Here is a 20,529-nt window from a genome sequence, read left to right as displayed (position 1 = left end):
GTTTATTTTGATAAAGCGGTTGATTTGAACCTAATTCGTCTCTGAATCGTTTAATCAAGATATCCGATCTGACATTTTTATTCTTCAAAAGTTACAAATAATACTCGTAAGCCGCTAATCTCTTCTTCATATACTCATCATCTGGGCGAAGTTTTAAAGCGTATTTGAAATAAGCTCTTGCCCGCTCGTAATCCTTTTTTTGTTCGTACGCTTGACCAAGTTTTTTAACAACAACCCAAATACCCGGTGTCTCTTGGTTGATTTGTTCTAAAATTTGAATCGTTTTTTCTCCTTGCCCGCACACTCCATAACATGCTGCTAATTTATAACGATAATCTAAATTATCAGGTTCTTTTTGATACAGCTCTTCATATAAGCGCAACGCTTCCTCGTACTTTTTCATGGCTAAGAAAATTCTTGCTTTTAAATTTTTTACGGCTGTCGCAAAGCTTTCCTGGCGTGTATCCTCAACCGCTGCTCCTTCAATCTGTTCGATTTTCCGCAACGCTTCAAATAACCGCCCTGTTTTGTAATATACGTATGCGAGCTGCAAAGAGATTTCCGGCATCGTATTTCCATTGGTTATTTCTGTCGTCAAAATTTTTTCAGCTAATGTAAATTTTTTGAGTTTACAGTTCAATACCGCTAATTCCAACGGATCGTGTTTGCTTGCTAATGTTACACGAGGAATAAACTTTTCAACTTGCTGCTGTTGAAAATGTTCATCTACCGCTCTTTTAAATTCGGTGCGGAAATCGGTAACCGACTGATATCGTATTTCCGGGTTTCTCTCTAACGCCTTCATGATTACTTTTTCCATCGAAGGTGTAATGCGCTCGTTCAATTCCCTCGGTTTTGGAAAAGGGACGTTATGAATGACATTAAAATAGGTGTCGTGCGGAGTTTTCCCAGTTAACAATTGATATAACAAAACCCCTAAAGAATAAATATCAGAATTTAAATATCGTGTTTGTGAATGAAGAACTTCAGGTGCAATATAAGCAAAAGTTCCAGCCCCATCAATTGTTTTGATAAAAATATCTTCAATCAAGCGGCTTGTTCCAAAGTCTGTGAGCTTTACAGTCGTGTCATTGATTAAAATATTGTCCGGTTTGATATCTCCATGCGCTATGCGTAGAGAGTGCATAAATTCAACACCATTTAGCACTTGTTCAAAAATATCAAACATTTTTTGAAATGTCCTTGGATGATTGCTTCCCTCTTCATTTAACTCTTGGGAGAGGGGTTTCCCATCAAACAGCTCCATTTCAATGACAAAATAACCGTCTACTCTGCCCATCCAATAAATATTGATAATATTTTCATGAGAAACGTCAATAAAGCGCTCCCCTTCCACTAATGCTGCATCACCGCGCTCTTGGCTTTTCGGGATTTTTAAAGCGATAATTTCTTCATCTTCACAGCGAAGGGCTTTCCACACATATCCGTATGATCCTTCACCAACCATTTCTTGCAAAATATATTTATCTCCGATATTCATATCCTTTTTTAGTTGAATTGAATAACGCTTACGGACCATGATTGTTTACCTCACTTGAATCCATTCATTTATGGTGAGATTTTCTTTCGTTCCGCTTGCCACTGCTTGAAAAACGAGATAATCAGTAACGAACGAATTAATTCCCGGAATAAAGCGGCCGTTCGGTAATGTGAACCCTTCATCAAAAATGCTAATATATTTATCGATATTTTTCGGAATTGCCCCGCTGTAAGACCAGTAGACAAAGAGAATCAACGGTAAATCGCCGCCGAGTTGGTGATAGGCCAATAATAAATTTTCAAATTTCTCTCTTAGTTTATCATGTTTGCCCTTTGAATTTTCAAATCGTTCAAACTCCGAAACAAGAATAGGCTTTACATCCTGCTGGCGATACCATACCGAATCCGGACGGACTTCCCGGGTCATGCTATGGCCATATTGTTGGTTAATTGGATAAACAGGGCATTCGGATAAAGCGGTTACTCCTTGAATATGTCTGGCGATTTCCGTAATATAATTCAGTCCTGCTGAATGAACAGTCTCTGAATAATCACGAATCCCATAAACGGAAATCATCGGAAAAAGCGAATCGCGAATCGTTCCATTTTTAAACTCATCAATAATTTTTGCTTTTAATTGCTCTTTATCCACCGAATACACCCCATTCTTTGACTACTTCCGGCGATTGACCGCCATGAACTAACGCTTTTGTACCAACTTTCACTAATAGCGGAGCAGGAGTCGAACGCCCCGTAATTAACGCTTCCCCTGTAGATAAAGATGGAAGTTCATCAATATCTGCTTTCGTTAACATATCGGATGTTTTCGTAATGAAACGTTGATCATCCGGATTTTTAAGGCGCATCGTAATAATCGTGTTGCATTGCGAGGTCACATCTGCATCCAATTTAGACGGACGTTGTGAAACGATGGCAAAACCTACCCCAAATTTCCGGCCTTCCGCGGCAATTTTTTTAATAATTTTTTTCGAAATCGTTGGTGCATTTGCTGGAGCGTAGTTATGCCCTTCTTCATACACAAGGAAGCAAGGACGAATCGGACGTTGTTTATCTGCCGCTGCCCGCATAATTTCACTTGATACGAGTGCCGTAACGATTTGTTTTGCATCATCTGATAAACCTTGCAAATCAATAATGATTAATCGGCCATATTTTTCGTTCATTTCTCCAATTAATTTATAAATATCTGTCGGTTCACCAATCGCTTTTGTATAAAAGCTTCGTGCTTCGTTAATGACACGATTCAATTTCATCGAAGCGACCGCTGCGCTTCTGCCGCTCAATGCCCGCGCTTCTGCTTCTGTTATTTCATCCCAATTCCGCAACTCTTCTAAATCACCGGAAAGCAGCTCGCGTAAATCTTTAATATCGCGAGGCGGGTTTGGGTACTTATATTTCCAATAACGAATCGCAACATCGAGCACACGCTGTTGCGGTTCGGTTAAGCCAGGCAAAATTTCTTCAAAGTCGTCCATTTCAAAACGATCGAACTGCAAGGCGAGGTGTTTATTCTTGCCGGCGTATTTATAATCAAACTCTTCCATTTGCGGTGTATATACATGAATGCCACCTCCTGCTGCTTGTAAAGCGTGGAAACGTTCTTGAATAAATAAAATGCTTTCCCGATCTTTTTCATCTTCAATATGCTCAAGATTTGTATTGAAGTGGATCTCTCCTTTTTCAAATGCTTTCCCATACTCACCGTGCGTATCAAATACAACAACGGTTCCATTCATTTGCGCCACAAGCCGTTCAATAATGCGGCCGACCGTATAAGACTTTCCTGACCCTGTCATCGCCAAAACGGCTAAATGTTCTGTCACTAATTTATTAACATCCAAATAAACAGGAACAATATTTTCTCCACGTTCGTAACCGATTAAGTTGCCAATCGCAATGCTTTTATTTTCGTCAAATTGATAAAACTTAGAAAGAAATTCATAATCGACCCCATAGACTTTACTCCCGGGATCTAGCGGGCGACGCGGAATGCGAATTTGTCCTGTCGCCGATTCTTTGTAACCGACAAGGTCAATGGAAGCAAACAATGTCTCCCCTGTCATTTGTGTTCCTGGTAATAATTCGATCGAATTCAATCCTTCCCCAAGATCGCTATTGTATAAAATATTGCTGCGCGAAATCGAAGTAATCCGCCCAAGAACATATGTCGGTTCTTCATCTGGACGTTCTTGATGTAAAATTTTCACAAACTCGCCACGGCGTGCGGAAAAGCTATCTTGCAGCACCATTTTTAAATCATTCGGGTTTCCGGTATTCCCAATCAATTTGCCGATATATTTTTCTTGACTCATTATTCATCCTCCCCGAAAAAGTCTACTTCCTCGGTCCAAACATTTTCTACTTCTTCCTTTTTAATCATTTCGCGTGCCTGTGTTTTAAAATATTGAATAATCGCCCCACTTCGAATTGGCTTTAGAGCATGCTCAGCATACCAAAGCGGCAACGGGAGTGCCTTTGGTTGGTCGAGCGTATAAAGCGAAACGAGATAGGATGTAAGCTCATCTAAACTTTGAGAATCCCATTTTTGAGCGTTTCCCATTATCTCTACTAATAAAGGTTGTGTATGCATCCCTGCCCGGAAATGAAAATTGATAATTCCTAGATTTCTAATGTCTTTAGGCTCCAACTGATTCGTTTGGACTAATAAATCGTATTGATAGGCAGCCGTACGCGTTCTTCGAGTTAAAACACCGTGCAACAGTTTTTTTACGCCAACCTTTTTAATTTTGAATAACACTTCATTGTTCTGTTCGATATCGTGAAAACTTACTTCATCTACAATATACATTTCTTTATTTTTATCTTCGGAAAAAAGACCGTAGAAGATAGAACCGAAACGTTTCGTACTCACTGAAACAAGCCGAATACCGTTTCGATTAAACGGAAAAATAAAATGTTGATATGTCTCCCAAAAATTTTTGATTCTTTCTACACAGTTTTGATAGTCAATATATAATTGGCCATGTGTATCCATTGGCGCGTCAGCCCGCTCTAACATTAACGGAGTGTCGACAATCACCAGTTCCGGCTTATGGGCTTCCATCATCATCTCTTCTAGCAAATCGTAAACTTGCATCACATGAATAAATTTTAATTTATGGTTAATATCAATATCATCCGCTTCATCAATGTCAACGAGGCTGTCTTGAAATGTTTCATACACAGACCCTTCTTCTATATATAAATCTTGACGAACAGCACCAGCGCTATATAAAATACTGCCAAATGCTGGTATTGTTTTGCTTGCGGTAGCTATCCCTGCTGCCCGAATCGTTAGTGGTGATTTTTTTTCAACGGGGCGAATGACACCGCTATTGCGAAGTTTCGGAGCAATATGATCGATAAAACGCATTTTCGCGCTTAATTTCGTAACTGTACTTGGCAAGCCTAACTGGATTTTTGCTACTAAACTATTGGCAATAGCGGTATCCCGTTTCGTTTTACCATTCTCCATCATCTTTCCTCCGCTTTATGATTTCTCTTACAAATGCCCGATAACCATGTTCCGTAATATACTGCTGCCCTTTCTCGGTAATCGTTCCGCCTGAATCGATATAATGCGAATTTTCGAGTTCAGCTAAAGCCTGCCTCACGTCATTTTCGCGTACTTCTACATAGAAAAACTTTTCAATGAATGGAACGATTTGTTGTCGTTCTAAGACGTTAGCTGCTGAGAGAAGAAGTACAAAGTGATGAACAGGCTTAAAAGCAATTTGTTTTTCTTCGCTCATTTCATCTTTTTTATCTCTTTCATTGATGTGCATTAACGATTGAAATAGACGTTGACATATTTCACGTTGCTCAAGCAACCGGTAATCAAGAAGCGGCAATGTTGTGATCGTCATGCAGCCGCTGCTTGTATCGTAATAAAAGTCAACGGCAACCGTTTGTTTTGTCGGTAATTGAATTTTCGGAGTTAAATTAGTCACGATTTCTTCACGAACCGGAATTCCTTCATACGTGCATTCATTCATTTCTTTAATGAAAATCGCGTTATTCATCTGCAATAATGATGAAATATCTAAATGAAGATACGGTGGGAAAACCATTAACTGGTTTCCCCATCCTTTTGTCCATTGAATAAGACGCGAACGGTCGCTTTCTGACATTTTTAAAAGAACAATCGCTGGAATCACACAAATACCTGACTGCAACTTGTCGATCTCTTTTTCTTTCACCTTAAACCATTCACGCAGCATTTTATACTCTGTCCGTCTTGCGAATGGTTTTAAAATTTGCAGACTCGACATTATTAGAGAACCTCCACTTTTGTACGAATCAATCCGATTTGCTCAAGTTCTTCCTTTTCTTTTTGGTAATGGGCCCAGTCTAACTCTCCTTTGCGGTCAACCACTTCTTTATAAAACTCAAATTGCACAAATTTGGCATGGTCCGCAAAAAACTGATGGGCATATGTTTCTAATTGTTTCATTTCCGCTTGTACGTTTCTTATCGTTTCTTCATAGGTTGCTTCTTGAATCGGTGCACTTAAGTCCGCTTGATATAGCGGTTGATGCTGCAGACGGAACAGGCGGTTCACCGCATCAATTAAGAGGTCATCGAAATATTGGTTCCGCTTTTTCTTCGTCGTATTTTCCACTTTTGTCACTTGGGCGATTAGATCCGTCAGATCGTTTTTTCGTTCCTGCAACAGCTTTTCTGTTTCATCAATAAGTGCCATCGCCTTTTCTTTTTTTGCGGTAAAAAGATCATCAACCGCTTCTTCAAAACCGGATTCTAAAAATACAGTTAACTTGTCAAAAAGTATAGAAAGCTCAACAATCCCTACCTCACGCTTCACATCGATCTCACTAATTTCATAATAAGCAATCCATTTCTCAACTTTCGGTTTCGATTCTACAAAAAGGTCTACCATTTGCACAAATTTATCTTTCAAATCGTAATAACGGCCAATGATACCGCTCCGTTCTTTCCAATCCACCTTTGTATGGTCCACTTTTTTTAAGCCGATTTGTGAAATAATGATATTTAACCGATCAATTGCTTCTTTATAATTTCCTAGAGATAGATGATGTGCCAGTGTTTCTTCATTTGATACCATCGTTCGTAGTTGCGAAGATTTTACATGATTCATCGCATTTTCAATTTCGTTTTTATATAATTCGAGCACGTACGTAAATGGTGAAATAGGGATATAGTACCCCTTATATTCGTTCGTATTTTTTATCTCTTCTACTTTTTCTTGAATTTTTGCAAGAATGTCCTTTTGAATCGTTGACACATAATCATGAAATTGTTGTACAATTTTTATCTTTTTCCAAATCGGCATGTCTTTTCCATCTAATGTGAGATTCTCAAAGTTGCGCTCGTTTGGTTGAAGTGTATTCCATTTTTCTTCATCAAAGATGAAATTACATTCATCATGAAATTGTTGCAAATAACTTAATTGCTCTTTCCAAATAGCGAGGTGGTTATTTGTATGAACTTGCAATAGCTTTAAATCGATATTACGCAAAGCTTCGTTAATTTTTCTTAAGCTTCCGTGTCTTTTATATCCCTTCAGTAAATCGAGTCTAGGTCCTTTAAACGTTTCCTTGAACTGATCAACGAGTTGATCGTATTCTTTTTCATACCACTGTTTAATTTTATCTCTTTTTGCTTCCAACGTATATGAAGTAACATTTTCCACATGAGTATTGTTGATGGTTCTCACGACTTTTAGCGCTTGCATAAACGTTACCCATTGTTCAATGATTTTTGCCGGCTTAATTACATCAACAGAACTAAAGAAAAATGCTTCTTCAATTTCTTGGGTTGTTACTCGGCGATTCCCGATAAATGACATCAAAGAAGCGAATGCAGCCGGAATTTGCACTTCATATTGCCCGTTTTCATGATTCTGAATAAACAATCCTGCACCGCGATAACCATCCTTATCTAACTTAGCCGGAACTTTCGTCGCCTTTAAAGCATGTTGAAAGCGATTGAAATCTTCGCTGTCCATAAATTTTACACCTTGTTTTGCGCCAAGTTCAGCGATTGTCGCATCGTGAATAATCAATTTCGCATATCCTTCCGCTAATACCGGAAGATAGTCTTCTTCTGATTTTGTAAAAACAATCGGACGTAACACATATCCTTCTTTATCGACCTGTTCAAACCAAGTTCGTGCGATTCTTGCAATTTCATCTGTAATGGCACGAATTTTTGCGCGGAATGGCTGCGCTAATTGATGGGCTGACTTGCGGATATCCATCATCTCACGTTCAACCGATAACGCTTCTAATACCTTCTTCTGCAAGTTTGTTACTTGGAAAAAGAGCAGGCAACGGCCGAGCCGCTCATACTTTCGTTTTATATCATCGATTTCTGTTTCCGCATCAGCAGTCGGTGCTAAAATGATAATCGGGTGACTGCCGCTATCTAGCAATTTGCTGTTAACAAGATCGTGCAAGGAAGGTAGTTTGCTAACCCAAATAATATCGACGATTTTTTTCGGATGAACTCCTAAATATAGATGATTCGTTACTTTTATACGGAGCCCGCATTTATTACCTTTTACTTGAATTGCTTGCACGTTTGGATAATCCTGCTCAATCGCTCTTGTAAAACCGAGAAGAAGGCGATCGATTTCACCGTCTTTATCATATTGTTTCGCCAACTCGTTTAAATGTTGTTGAAGCTTTTGATCTTTTTCTTCGTTTAATAAATAGTTCGCAATCCCGTTTTTGACGGCATAGCGGCGATTCAACCGCTCAAGGAACGCAAAGTTTGGACCAATATATGTTTCGAATTGCTCTGTTTTCATTCGTTGCTCAAGATACGTATATAAAAGCTCCGCCGCTTCAACGACTTCGTCTTTCGGATAAAGCATGCGCACTTGAGCTAAAAACGTTTCCCGTTCTTTTCCGACAATAAAAGAGCCTTTAGGTACATTAATTGAGAACGTTTCAAGACTGCGCAAGAGGACATCTAAACTAAATGATTCACCTGTCGTTTCATTCACGAATAAATGATCAGATTCAGCTTTATATTTGTTTTGCACAAGATAAAAACCTAAATCATTTTTCGCAAGCGGCAAAGCGACAAACTCTTTAAATAATGGTATACCTTCAATATGTTTCGCTGATAATAAAATTTGTTGTTCTTCTGCACTATAATAATCTTTCGGATATGGCAGCTGCCGCAATAACGCTTTTTTCACAAACGGAATATGCATCGGCTTTGTATCAATGTAATCGAGCTGGGAATGATCGATTAAACTTTCTCTAAAACGCGGAATAGAATAAGCTAAGTCTTGTAAAATTTCACCTGTTTCTTTGTCAGGATGCTGTTCTAGGTATTGGTCACAATGAGCCATGATCACATTGAGCCAACCGAAGTTTCCGGCGGCAATCGTGTAAGCTGCTTCGACAAGACCTGCAGGATATTCACGCAATGTTCCGCTTTGTTGCAGCGATGCGATATAATCGCTAATATCGGCATAAGAGTTTTGTGTGATTTCCAATTTATCTAAACGGCGGGCAAGCGCCTCGAGCGCTTTAATTTGATCGCCAATGGCCGGTGAACAAAGCAGCAAGAAAGAAACATTTGGATGACGGGTGCGGCTGTCTTCATGCTTAATCGCGGATGTGATCACTTTAATGGCTTCACCGTCAAGTTTCTTTTTCCGCTCTTCGCTTTGTTCTTGAATTCCATCCATAAACAGCTCGTATTCCGATTCCACTTCATCGACAATGATCATTAAATGTTCAATGCCAAACTGTTTTAGGTAAGCTAAACCATTTTGAACAAGTTGATCAAGCTGATCAATATGTTGTAGTAAATCATTTGCTTCATGTTGCCCTAACTCAATCGCCTCTGCCAATTTTGCTGGTGAAAAACCAAACGGGAGAAAATGGTCTTGAATATGTTTCACAATCGAACCTTGAATCGTGCGGGCAGGTTGTTGTTCCGCTAATTTGGCCAGCGCTACATACGCGCCATAACCGACCCAGTTTTCTCCATAAAGAAGGTCCTCATGCATTTGTTCATAGCGGATATACATAGGCAAAATACCGTCAGCAAAATCGGATTGTAATAAGCGGACTTTTTGTAGCCTGCCGGATTGATCGCGAATCGTCCATCCTTTATCAATTCCAAGCGCTTCGCTCACTAATTCATAAGCAATACGCGATTTACCGATTCCCCATTTAGCAATCAATGTAAACACCCGGGCCATCGGTGCTGACTTTAAATCTTGTAAATATTCTTTAAACGCCTCATAAAATTCACACTGACCGACCATTGGTTGGTGAATCGGAAATGTAGAAACCCCATCTTTTAACCAGACAGATTTGCTCATCTTTTCAACCCCTTTATCGCTGGAATTCAAGTTTTAATAATTGATATTCTCGTTTACCTAAATAACCCCTTCCATGTCTTGGCTGGCCTGATTCATAATCAGCAATATAAAACAAACCTTCACGAATGCCTTTTGTCATATAATAATCGACAAAGCGCGCAAGCCCTTGTTCCCATGTTGGATAAAAACGCTCCATCAGCTTACGAAGTAACGGTTCAATCGCAACAAAACCGCGACCGTCCTGCTCTTCGTCCACTTTTTTCTTTAACCATTCGATTTCTGATATACTCTGAACGTTCGTAAATGAAAATAAAGAATGTGAATCGATATGCTCCAACACCTTTTCTTTATTTAAAATGACGATTCCGACATCAGCTTCGACAAACCAGTCTAAATAAGCAAATAATTGCATCGGTGCGCGCATAAACGAAGAAAGATTCGTTTTTGCCGGCTCTTTGCCGCTTGAGCCGGCAAATTCCCAATCTTCAGCCAATTCAACTTCTTCTCCGGCAAGAATGTGACGCCAATCTTTCCCTAATGCTTCATTCTTAAATTCATGAAGAAGCAGGTTCATATCATTCAAGTCGGGATTTCGCGAAAACGGATGATATATAGCACCGTCAAAGCGCAGCGCCCATTTACTTAGTTGTTCGAGCGACTGACCGTTTGTTTCAAAATAACCGTCATTTAACAATACATGCATAATGACTCGCGTTCTTGGTGAGTAGCGAAGCAGTTGCTTCGCAAGCAACACTTCCCAACCGTGTTGCTGTTGGTACGCCGCGACAAATTCATTTGCTTCCTCCGTGCGGATCAAATATCCATCGTCTGTTCGTGTTAGGAAATGGACTCCTTTAATTTCAAAATTCCGCGAATGTTTGGCGTACTCATAACCGTGCAGGCCAAATAATTCCTTCGAACGGTCCAGCTTTTTATCTTTTTCTTCGACATCTTTGCCTAAATATAATTTTGCGATTTCCTTGATGGAGCGCGCCTCGGTTTTTTCGGGAATGCGCGATAACAACTCACACCATCGCTCAAAATTCCCTGGCTCAATCCAAAATCGTTCAATCGATAGTTTGATTTGCTTCATCCTCTGTCCCTCAATTCATCAATCCACTGTTCAATCCTTTGACGGAGCTGTTTGCTGCCTGCCATGAGCGGAATATATAAACTCGTATTGTACAGCTCATCTTCAATATGGCTCGGGATACGGTATTCTTCATCGACAATCGTTAAAAAACCACGATCGTGTAAATAGTGGAATATCGTTTCTAAATGCGTGATTTCGTTTGGAAACAGCTGATAGTTGTTCATTTTGCAAAACTCTAAAATAAAATCATTAATCGTGCCGTAGCGGTATTCTTGATTTTTTGCCGACATTAAAATCACGTCAACCTCATTGTTCACCGCATGAAAGCGAATCGTTGTCATCCCTTGCGCCTCCGTCTGTTCGCGGACAACACAGCAAAGGAAAATCAATAAATTCCAAGGGTGGGTAAAAATATGTTTAAATAACGGATTTTTTAAAACGATGTTTGGCTCATGCGGGGCTAATACCGCAAGAGGCTGATCCTTTAATACCGGTAACTGCAAGTTAGCAGCGATCTTCCGCCCTTTTATCCATTGTTCATCAATTTTCGTCCCAAGAGGTTCATCCTGTTCAACAACTTCTTGTTCATATTGTTGGACATGATCTAAATAATAAATGATGCGCTGATAATACGGCGTCCCGTTAAAAATAAAATGATTGCGCTCACGGAAAAGAGAGTCGACTTCCTTTACATACTGCTCTAAAGCTTCCATTTCGTATCGCTCACCATGTTTTAACTCATCTAATATTTTTACGATTTTCCCTGCAAATCTTGGCATTTTATGAATAAAATCAACAATTCCTTCCAAATCCTCAGCCTCACGCATTTTTAATACCGTTAACAAGGAAGTTTTCAACAAGTATTGTTGATACTCCTCATCAAAGCAAAACAATGTATGAAGAAAATCAGTTTGATTCGAAAACCGCTTCACAAACGCAATCCAATTGTTCGTAATCACTGCCTTCTTTCCACGCACATATAAAAGACCTCGCGCAACAAACGGCTCAAGCTCAGCAACATAAGCCGTTTCACCATAATGATACAGCTTCTCTAAATGGCTATGTAACCTTTTCAAGTCCATCCCATTCACCCCTCTAGAAAAGAAGGAGTGCCTCTACACCCCTTCAGAAACTTTCGACTCATTGAACTTGCCTTCGATCAGGTCTTCGACGTCTTGTTTGGCTTCTGATATTAAAAGCTTAGATAATATCTCTTTCTCAGAAGCCATTATTAATAATTCTTGTATTTTAGATTGCGTTTCTATATCTATTACAGGAATCTTTACTGACTTTAATAAATCATTATTAATATATTTAACAGTAGCTTGGGTACTTACTCGTTCCAAAAATAGACGACCGACTGGACTATTAAAATATGCCGATAAATAATAAGGCTTAGCTATACTTTCCTTCAATTGAAGTACAGCTACATTTTGATTAGTTGTACAATTTTCGAGATTAATTACTGCTGATCGACCAATTGTTCCCGCAATTGATACTAATACGCTTCCAGGAGTGATAATTCTTAAACTATGTCTTATCTCTTCTTTTATAAATAGAGAAATTTCATTTTTAACTAAACTATTTGATAAATCATCAACCCTGAGAAATTTAATTTCTTGATACTCATTAGAAATAAATTCAGCATTAGGTGTAGTACCGGTATACAAATCATCTAAAATTTCCTCTAAACGCATCAATTTAATCCCGTTTTTTAGATAAATTTCCTCTATTAATATAAATGTCTTTTTATAATAATCAGCGTCCAGACGATTTTCTATATTTCCCCTTTTAACCCAAGTAAATTTTTCATCATTATTAATTAAAATATTTTTTATTTTTTTCATACAAAGGTTAGATTCTAATATATCTTTAACCTCTTCCTTCAACCTCCTCGCTTCTTCCTGTAACTCTTCCGCTTTTCGGAGTTTGTTGCCGATATATCTTTGAATTACAATATTCGGTAAAGGTATTAAGTTAGACTTTACTTCCGATAAATTCATATTATTTTGTACTGCTCCATTTGCTATTCTCTCAGTTTGCATTCGGCCATATCTTGAATTAAAGAAACACGATAAATAATAAGGATCAACCGTATCGTCTTTTAATGTTATTTTTACAACTGCGGCGTTAAGGTTTGCTTCACTTTCATAATTATAAACAGCTGACTTGCCAATTGTACCTCTAACACTTAATAATACATCATTTTTCCTCACGGCAGACTTGGCTAAACTATAATGTTTTTCTTCAGATATATACACTACATCTTCGTTTAAGTTAACAAATCCATCCTTTAAATTTGTGCTCCTTATTACTGGAATCCCAAAGTCAACATAATCTTCTGTTGACACATCCCATCCACCAGGACCATCCTTAATATTTTTGGCTATCTTTCCTAGTTCATTGGCATTTAACTCAATTAACCTGTTGTGAAGTTCCAAATATTGAGCTTTATAATAATTAGCATCTAATCTATCCGAATTAATAATTTCTGGAAAAACTAGTACTGTTTTATCACAATTATTCAATATATAATATCTTTTTTTCTCCAATTTTGCTCAAACCTTCCATACCTGAATGTATTTGAATTTCTTTGAAACCTAAAAAATCTCCAATAAATAATTCCTGTTAATACAAACTTGAAAACACTATCTCCTTCTCCTCGGCGTTCTTGCTGGTTTAGTCGGTTCATATGCTTTTAACCCTTCATCACCAGTCAGAATTTCAACTTCCCAGCCGTTGACTTTGGCGTAGTATTCCGCAACTGATTTGATGGTAGCGTCGCCAATCGATAAACGTTGGTTCGCCTGATCCGGCCATTCCTTGATGAGTTTATGCAATTCACCGGCTGTCCACAATTCGGCCTGCTCAGAAAATTGCGCCCAAGGAGACTCTTTATCTAATGCTTTTTGAATAATGCGAACAAGCTTTTGCGCGCATTCATAACGCTCTTTTGCGGCTTGGGCGATATGGTTGCCTGTTTCAATGATCGTTGCCAGCGGAAGAACGAACGTTGCCCCTTGACGTTCTTCTTCCGTCAGCAAATCGTTTACACGTTTATAGTCCCACTTGTTTCCTTGCGCTCCGCACGTTTCTTTGCCAGGGACTTGCAGCCAACAACATAAAATCGATGTATCAATAACAAGAATTTTTCGCTTCATCGCTCTGCACTTCCTTGTTGTGTAAGCGTTTCTTCAATTTCTCCTTCTGTCACCAGCTTGCCGATCGAACCGCTGGCGAGCAGTTTTGGCAGTGCTTGAATATCTTCTAATAACGTCAGTTCACTTGCTCCATTTTCTGCTGAGCGATGGGCGACGATAATAAATGGAATCATTTCCGGTCCTAGCTCATCAAGCAACGCCGGATTATGGGTAGTCATTAAAATATCAATTTGCCGCTCACTGCCGATTTCGTTTAACATGTCAAGCAAAATTTCAGCGCGAGACGGATGAAGACCGTTATCAATCTCTTCGATCACAATGAGACTGCCTTTAGGACGAGTTAACAAGGCAGTTAAAATCCCGATAAAACGAAGTGTGCCATCTGACATACCGCGCGCATCGACAATCAATTTTTCATTGCTTCCTGGCCATTGTTCTTCACAATACAGCATCGCATCCTTTTGAAAACGGCCGACCGGCTCCGCCCATACCCGCTGTACATCTCCTTCAGGAAGGCGGGAAACATATTTTGAAAGCAACGACTCAATATAACTTTTTTCTTCTTCCGGCAATGCGGCCAGCACTCCGGCCACATTGGAAGCATTGCTTGCAAGCCGATTAGAAAACGGCTTATAGTCACGCATCAATGCAGGAGCAGGGTCAAGAATAAAAATATGTTCTAACGTATGAGTTACAAACTGAATCGCTTCATCAACTTCCTGGCGAGTTTCTTGATTTTTTAATTGGCTAATGACCGAAACAGAACGTTTTAATTGTTTATGTTTCGGACGACCTTTCCCATTATAAACAGCAGCTTCAATACTTGGACTACCTTCCTCCGCTGTAGCCGTAAATATATTGGTTGTTTTATTTGTTTTGCGGTTTATTTTGATTAATGACTCAGAAACAATTTCTACATCTGATTTTGTACTCACTTCAATTCCATAGAGATAGTCAATTTCCTCATTATATTCAATAACAGCTTCTAATGTAAAAGTTGTGAAAGGACGTTTAGCGGCCCATTCCACACCGCCTCGAATCGCTTGAATGTTTGCTTCTAAAAGAAGAGCAGGATCTCCTGATAAAATAGTTTGTAAATCCCTTCCTTGTACAACTCGATTTAAAAAAGCAATACCGTCTAACGCATTCGATTTTCCGCTTGCATTCGTGCCGATTAAAATCGTTAACGGATCGATATATAATGTCGCATCGGAAAAACTTTTCCAATTTTTATAACGAATTTCTTTTAACATCGATTCACATCCCTTTTTTATACGCTTCAACAATTTTTAACAAATCATTCCGGTCATTTCCAAGCTGTACTTCGACTTTATTTTTCACATCAAACCCAATTTCTTCTGCAACTGCCATGAACACTGGTCCTTGTTTTTCGTTTTCGTGTTCTTTCTTTTTAATATAAAGGAATGATGTTTTCGCACCTGTGCCGGATAATTGGAATGTCACGGTCGGCAATGAAACAACAGCTTTCACAATCGCGCGGCCGCCTTCAAACTCGCCTGTCACTTCATTTTTCTTGCCCATTAAATATTCTCGCACATGTTTATAGCTGGAGTTGCTTAAAATGCCGTCTGGAAGAACGATAATTAAATAACCGCCCGGTTTTAACAACTCTAAATTTCGATCAATGAATAATACCGCTTGGTCGGTGGAATTGACTTGCTTCCAAATCCCTTTATTATTTGGCTTTGCTCCAAGACATAAACCTTTTCCCGTCGGTTTTCCGTCTTCGTCAATTCCGGATGTGTAACGTTTAAGAATCGCTTTCCCTTCTTCCGTTTTATTCGATACCGAGCCGGAGCCAAATGGCGGGTTGGTGATGATCACATCAAATGATTCCGGCTGCAATGAATCGGTCATTAACGAGTCGCTTACCCAGAAAATCGGTGCTTTTGGCAAACCGTGCATCGCCATATTTAAACGCGCTTTGACAATCATGCTCCGTGTTTTATCGGCACCGACAAAGCTATGCTCTTTCATTTTGTCTAAATGTTCTTTTATTTTTTCCGTTTGCATCCCGGCAAATTCTCTCGTAAAGTATCGTTTGATCGCCTCATAAGCTTTTATTAAAAATCCCCCGGAACCGCAAGTCGGGTCAAGTACACGGAAGGTTGGATTTCCGTTTTCATCCGTTTCTAGCAATTTAGCCGCTTCTTTTGGATTCGCGGTTAAATCGTGCATGACCATTTCGACCATCGCTTCCGTTACTTGCCGCGGCGTTAAATACGTTGCTTGGCCGACTTTACTATCATATTTTCCTCGCAGCAATACATCGTATAGACGTCCTAAAATATCGGCGGTAACGTCTGTTAATGTTGCCTTTTTCACGACTCCATGCTCATCTTCAAACTCGCCAAGCTCTTGGAATGTTTCAAATGCAGCAACATAGTTTGCTGGATTTTCCAACTTAATAAACTCCTCTTCGTGAAAGATGTAGCACTTTTCACCTTTGTCGTTGATCGCTACATAGTCGTCGTGATTTTTTATTTCTTTAAATGCGTCTTTGATTTGCTTTACCGCTTTTTTTCCATGCTGCTTTATGTAATCATGCTTTAAAATGTCATATATTTTTAAACCAGCATTTTCTCCTTCTTTTAATACGTAGTCAGGGTGATAAAGACGGAAAATTTCCATAAATAATAATTTACTCAGTTCATCGATCGCTTCGTTCGTCGAGCTGATATTATCGGCACCGGCAGGACCATAGAGTCGCTCATGTAAACCATCGAATTTTTTTTGCAGTTTCGAATAGATTTTTTGTGACCATTCTTCTTGTTTTGTTAATTTTTTCTTTTCTTTTTTTGTAACGTCAACAATAGATGGGATTTCTGCAATCGGTACAGATTCTATGCAATCAGCGTAATAGTTGATCTCTCCGTTTGTGGCCCAAATAAAGTCAGGAACGGATTCATGATATTGCGCTTCGCTGAGTGCCGATTGTTGCACAGCATATGATAAATCTGCATCTTTTTCAAAAACTTTTACATAGACGATTTTTTCATCCCCTGTTGCAGTGAAAATTTTTGTTCCGTCTTCTTCGTTAACAGTGACTTCGGAAAATTGATCGTATCCTTTCATTTTTAATTGTTCTTGTACGTGTTGAATTGTTGTTTCCATGTTGCTGTTTCCTCCTGTTTATCGTTTGACACGAAGTAAATTTTCCCGCGGTGATTCGTATTTGCCGCTGCTAATGGCAACATCAATAATTTCACGTTGCGGCACAATCATATCAGCAGGGAGCTGTGCGAAAACATCAGGATCAATTTTTGTTAGCGGGCGGCCTTGCAACGCCTGCTCAATCGCTGCTAAAATGATTTGCTGACGTTCATCTTTCTTCACTGTCCAAAGCCCTGCTTCATTTTGCATAATCGTTGGATCTAACCGGACGAACAATTCGATTTGTTCCCGATTCCAATATAACTTATTTTCATATGCAATCGTCACAAGCTGATCAATCGTTTTTGGGTTTTTTAAGTATTCATATAAAATCATGACTACATACACACCCTTTAGTAGTTCATTTTGATGTTCTATCAATAATTTTTTGCGCTAACTCTAAAAACACTTGTTTAAAATCTTCACGATTTCCCTTTTGCGTTTCTAATATTTTTCCTGATTGTTCAATTTGTTCATCTGTTAATGCAAATACAGCTACTTTATGTTTTTGTGATTGCGCTATCAAGCTATTAAAATCGGATATATACGACAAATTATAGTCAGGTGTAACTCCATCTTCTTGGACATCATAGATATCGATTAGCATATCTAGTTTCCTTAAAGTTGGAACTAGCTTCATTTGTACCCTCTCGTTAATTTTATCAATCCATTTTTGGAAAGACTTCGCCGGACTTTTATCTCGAGGGCGATATCTCTGTGAAATTGTCCCTAAAAATTTCGGTGGAGTAGACGGCACAGGATAATACGCTTCAGCATAAACTCTATTCTCCTTCATTCTTTTACCCCAATCTACCCAATTCGGAAAAACATTGCAAAGAGAGTCGATGGCCATCAAACAAAAGTAGTCTGGACTACAAGGGATTATGAAGTAGTCACTTAACATAAATAAATTTTGGTTAATTGAATTGATACTTGGACTCATATCAATTAAAACAAAGTCAGCATTATAAAATTTCGCTGTTTCTTGAAGTAAATAATTAATAGATCCAGGTAAATTTTGTGTTACTTGCAAACTCCCAGTCATTTCTTGAGCAATCCCTAGTGGTACATCATACTCTGAAAAACCTACGTGTCCAGGTAGCACAAATAAGTTAGGTCTATCCGTTACTTCTAAACACCTGACCGGTTGAAGCAGTATAGGTTGAGACGCAAAAGCAGGTTTTAGAGCATCTTTAATATTACCACCTGGATTATTCTCATAAAACACCTCAAAATCATCCATCCCGGAAAAATCTAATGCCATCCCTGTCAAATTGCATTGTGGATCCCCATCAACCATAATTACTCTATATCCTAAATCCGCTAAAGCCCAGCCAAGGTTAAACGTTGTCGTTGTTTTACTCACACCGCCCTTATGATTGAATAATGAAATTACTTTTGTCATTATAAATCCCCCTTTATTCGACCTTTTAATAACTGTTCTAATAAAGCTTCTATTAGGCGAATTTTCGACTGTCCTAGTATAGGTATATATAGATTTTTCAAGTTTTCTAAACCAATCATCAATTGCAACTGCCCACGTCTTTCCATTTTCATTTGGAAGAGAACGAGAGGATGATTTAAACACCATAACAAATAGTATGATGATATCTTTATTGAACGTATTACAACAAACGTACTTGACGCCAGCGCTCCTTCGTACTCTTTCGTGACAAAAGCTAAGGGATGATTTTCTTCTCCGATATACGGCCCAACAACTCCTAGCAGAACATCGTTTTCTTTTAATACATAGCGGGCGCGGCTTTTCACTTTTTCAAATGGTACGGTCTCTGCGGAAATAATTCGATGCGAAGTTGTATCGATATTTTTGAAGCCAATGTAACGGATTTCTTTATTGTTAAAATCTTTCGGACTCACCGTATGCGTTACGATTTCACAAACGTCTTTCAGCTGCGCCCATTGTCCATTTTTGATTTTATTTCTCAATTGCTCAAACGTTTTAGAAGTATGATAACGATAATAATCGACATCCAATCGCTCTGTTGTCAGTTGGTTTTTAAGCCAAAACTCTGTCGGCAGCGACGTGTCTATCTCATTGAACTCGAATTCATATAGGCTATGCAGTTTTTGTTTTAAAATGGCTTGTTCATTACGACTGTCTTCTTCAGGTTCTTCATCTATTACGACCGCTAAATCTTCTAAATGTTTCAGCGAAATTTTCGGCAATACAGATGGAACGGCCATTTTTTTCAACGAAAGTATCCCGATATTTGAAGAAAAGAACTTCATTAATATCGCTTGAGCTTGTTGATCAACAGGACGAATTTTTATAATATCAGGACTGATAACCGCTCCGTCATATGTCTCATCAACAAGAGCCATTTTAGGAAGCGAGACGATTTTTGAAATTAAAATATCCCCTTTTCTAACAATGGCTTTCTCCTCAATTCCATCTAAATCAAATAAATATTTCATCCCTTTTTGCACTAGCTTATTATCATCAATATTTGATAAGCGGATATAAGGGACATTCGTTTTATAACCAACAAACTCTGTTGCGTTTCTCGTTCCGTCCGTAATTTCTGTACATAACATCCGTAAAGGAACAGTTTGTTTATTTTCTAAGTGCTTTTTCAATTCCAATTCAATTTGATAAAAATACGGATCTAAACGTTCAGTCCGCAAATCTTCTATATTAATAAATTTATGGATATAACCACTTCCTTTATTGTTCATTTTATTCTCTTTTTTCAATTGTTTTGTTCTTATTTATAACTTACTAACAAAACCATTAAATGTCAAATGATTTTTTGATAATTACTTTTAATTGTTCATGTTATTCTCTTTTTTATAAAATAAAAATCCTTCGCCGCCAATAAGCAACGAAGGATTCCTTGGATTCCTTTGTTTCTCTTTCTTGTAGATATATAAAAATCAGTTTGTTATTGAAGATGCTGTATATGGATAGTGATAAAGTTCGTCAGATGCAGATGGCCAAACAGGAATGGACCGATTTTTTTAATTTTTTTGTTTTCTTCCCATAGACTTTTCTTTTTTAAAGTTACGAACATTTTTAGGTTTGAACGCCATTATGCTCCCGGTAGAAAGCCATATCTGTCTCCAGACGAAGAACGTGAATTGCGAAAGATGCTGGAAGAAAGCACGCCTGCCGATGAAGGATATGGCATCGAAACAGGCTGGAATACACGAATCATTCAACATGTGTTAGAAGAGAAATTTTCTGTCACCATGTCCCGTGGCGGTATTTGCGATATGCTCCATCGATGGGGATT

General features: G+C 38.6%; 16 protein-coding genes. 1 reads left to right on the top strand and 15 read right to left on the bottom strand.

Annotated features, from left to right (window positions below; all coding sequences use genetic code 11):
- Nucleotides 1–91: 91 nt before the first annotated feature.
- From B0I26_RS10395 to B0I26_RS10325, 15 genes are all read right to left on the bottom strand, one after another.
- Nucleotides 92–1,540, bottom strand: coding sequence for a serine/threonine-protein kinase (locus B0I26_RS10395; RefSeq protein WP_220084977.1), 1,449 nt, complete (start codon nucleotides 1,538–1,540; stop codon nucleotides 92–94).
- A 6-nt stretch (nucleotides 1,541–1,546) separates the two neighbouring features.
- Complete coding sequence (locus B0I26_RS10390; RefSeq protein ID WP_111645378.1) at nucleotides 1,547–2,152, bottom strand: hypothetical protein; 606 nt, start codon at nucleotides 2,150–2,152, stop codon at nucleotides 1,547–1,549.
- On the bottom strand, nucleotides 2,145–3,833 hold the full coding sequence (locus tag B0I26_RS10385; protein WP_111645377.1) for a helicase HerA domain-containing protein: 1,689 nt from the start codon (nucleotides 3,831–3,833) through the stop codon (nucleotides 2,145–2,147). Before B0I26_RS10385 ends, B0I26_RS10390 begins: the two co-directional genes overlap by 8 nt.
- Nucleotides 3,833–4,996 carry a hypothetical protein gene (locus B0I26_RS10380; protein ID WP_111645376.1) on the bottom strand — a complete coding sequence of 388 codons (1,164 nt, stop codon included), beginning with the start codon at nucleotides 4,994–4,996 and terminating at the stop codon, nucleotides 3,833–3,835. Before B0I26_RS10380 ends, B0I26_RS10385 begins: the two co-directional genes overlap by 1 nt.
- A complete protein-coding gene (locus B0I26_RS10375) occupies nucleotides 4,983–5,792 on the bottom strand; it encodes a hypothetical protein (protein WP_111645375.1) in 810 nt (269 codons plus the stop codon). The genes B0I26_RS10380 and B0I26_RS10375 overlap by 14 nt, the downstream gene beginning before the upstream one ends.
- Nucleotides 5,793–5,794: 2 nt before the next feature.
- On the bottom strand, nucleotides 5,795–9,847 hold the full coding sequence (locus tag B0I26_RS10370) for a hypothetical protein (protein WP_111645374.1): 4,053 nt from the start codon (nucleotides 9,845–9,847) through the stop codon (nucleotides 5,795–5,797).
- Between the two features lie 13 nt (nucleotides 9,848–9,860).
- Nucleotides 9,861–10,940 carry a hypothetical protein gene (locus B0I26_RS10365; protein WP_111645373.1) on the bottom strand — a complete coding sequence of 360 codons (1,080 nt, stop codon included), beginning with the start codon at nucleotides 10,938–10,940 and terminating at the stop codon, nucleotides 9,861–9,863.
- Nucleotides 10,937–12,022 carry a hypothetical protein gene (locus tag B0I26_RS10360; RefSeq protein WP_111645372.1) on the bottom strand — a complete coding sequence of 362 codons (1,086 nt, stop codon included), beginning with the start codon at nucleotides 12,020–12,022 and terminating at the stop codon, nucleotides 10,937–10,939. The genes B0I26_RS10365 and B0I26_RS10360 overlap by 4 nt, the downstream gene beginning before the upstream one ends.
- 33 nt (nucleotides 12,023–12,055) lie before the next feature.
- Nucleotides 12,056–13,492 carry a restriction endonuclease subunit S gene (locus B0I26_RS10355; RefSeq protein ID WP_111645371.1) on the bottom strand — a complete coding sequence of 479 codons (1,437 nt, stop codon included), beginning with the start codon at nucleotides 13,490–13,492 and terminating at the stop codon, nucleotides 12,056–12,058.
- A gap of 96 nt (nucleotides 13,493–13,588) precedes the next feature.
- On the bottom strand, nucleotides 13,589–14,101 hold the full coding sequence (locus tag B0I26_RS10350) for a hypothetical protein (RefSeq protein WP_111645370.1): 513 nt from the start codon (nucleotides 14,099–14,101) through the stop codon (nucleotides 13,589–13,591).
- Entirely contained in the window at nucleotides 14,098–15,354 is a 1,257-nt protein-coding gene (locus B0I26_RS10345; RefSeq protein ID WP_111645369.1) for an AAA family ATPase, read from the bottom strand. Before B0I26_RS10345 ends, B0I26_RS10350 begins: the two co-directional genes overlap by 4 nt.
- A 4-nt stretch (nucleotides 15,355–15,358) precedes the next feature.
- Complete coding sequence (locus B0I26_RS10340; RefSeq protein WP_220084976.1) at nucleotides 15,359–17,236, bottom strand: HsdM family class I SAM-dependent methyltransferase; 1,878 nt, start codon at nucleotides 17,234–17,236, stop codon at nucleotides 15,359–15,361.
- A gap of 18 nt (nucleotides 17,237–17,254) precedes the next feature.
- Nucleotides 17,255–17,611 (bottom strand): hypothetical protein, encoded by a 357-nt coding sequence (locus B0I26_RS10335; protein ID WP_111645368.1) that lies wholly within the window; start codon nucleotides 17,609–17,611, stop codon nucleotides 17,255–17,257.
- Nucleotides 17,612–17,636: 25 nt separating this feature from the next.
- Complete coding sequence (locus B0I26_RS10330; protein ID WP_111645367.1) at nucleotides 17,637–18,680, bottom strand: ParA family protein; 1,044 nt, start codon at nucleotides 18,678–18,680, stop codon at nucleotides 17,637–17,639.
- Complete coding sequence (locus B0I26_RS10325; RefSeq protein ID WP_111645366.1) at nucleotides 18,680–19,972, bottom strand: restriction endonuclease subunit S domain-containing protein; 1,293 nt, start codon at nucleotides 19,970–19,972, stop codon at nucleotides 18,680–18,682. The genes B0I26_RS10330 and B0I26_RS10325 overlap by 1 nt, the downstream gene beginning before the upstream one ends.
- Nucleotides 19,973–20,383: 411 nt before the next feature.
- On the opposite strand from B0I26_RS10325, the gene B0I26_RS10320 reads away from it, so the two are divergent.
- On the top strand, nucleotides 20,384–20,529 hold a 146-nt coding region (locus tag B0I26_RS10320), incomplete at its 3' end, for a winged helix-turn-helix domain-containing protein (RefSeq protein ID WP_245934764.1).

Source organism: Paranoxybacillus vitaminiphilus (genome assembly GCF_003259935.1).
In the GTDB taxonomy this organism is placed as follows: Bacteria; Bacillota; Bacilli; order Bacillales; family Anoxybacillaceae; genus Paranoxybacillus; species Paranoxybacillus vitaminiphilus.
Note: the sequence above shows the minus strand (reverse complement) of the source record. Positions and strands in the feature narration are given on the sequence as shown.

Bases quoted from the DNA above. Each gene is read 5' to 3' on its own strand.
- B0I26_RS10395 (WP_220084977.1), bottom strand. From the start codon at position 1,540: ATGGTCCGTAAGCGTTATTCAATTCAACTAAAAAAGGATATGAATATC.
- B0I26_RS10385 (WP_111645377.1), bottom strand. From the start codon at position 3,833: ATGAGTCAAGAAAAATATATCGGCAAATTGATTGGGAATACCGGAAAC.
- B0I26_RS10380 (WP_111645376.1), bottom strand. From the start codon at position 4,996: ATGGAGAATGGTAAAACGAAACGGGATACCGCTATTGCCAATAGTTTA.
- B0I26_RS10375 (WP_111645375.1), bottom strand. From the start codon at position 5,792: ATGTCGAGTCTGCAAATTTTAAAACCATTCGCAAGACGGACAGAGTAT.
- B0I26_RS10370 (WP_111645374.1), bottom strand. From the start codon at position 9,847: ATGAGCAAATCTGTCTGGTTAAAAGATGGGGTTTCTACATTTCCGATT.
- B0I26_RS10365 (WP_111645373.1), bottom strand. From the start codon at position 10,940: ATGAAGCAAATCAAACTATCGATTGAACGATTTTGGATTGAGCCAGGG.
- B0I26_RS10360 (WP_111645372.1), bottom strand. From the start codon at position 12,022: ATGGACTTGAAAAGGTTACATAGCCATTTAGAGAAGCTGTATCATTAT.
- B0I26_RS10350 (WP_111645370.1), bottom strand. From the start codon at position 14,101: ATGAAGCGAAAAATTCTTGTTATTGATACATCGATTTTATGTTGTTGG.
- B0I26_RS10345 (WP_111645369.1), bottom strand. From the start codon at position 15,354: ATGTTAAAAGAAATTCGTTATAAAAATTGGAAAAGTTTTTCCGATGCG.
- B0I26_RS10340 (WP_220084976.1), bottom strand. From the start codon at position 17,236: ATGGAAACAACAATTCAACACGTACAAGAACAATTAAAAATGAAAGGA.
- B0I26_RS10335 (WP_111645368.1), bottom strand. From the start codon at position 17,611: ATGATTTTATATGAATACTTAAAAAACCCAAAAACGATTGATCAGCTT.
- B0I26_RS10330 (WP_111645367.1), bottom strand. From the start codon at position 18,680: ATGACAAAAGTAATTTCATTATTCAATCATAAGGGCGGTGTGAGTAAA.
- B0I26_RS10325 (WP_111645366.1), bottom strand. From the start codon at position 19,972: ATGAACAATAAAGGAAGTGGTTATATCCATAAATTTATTAATATAGAA.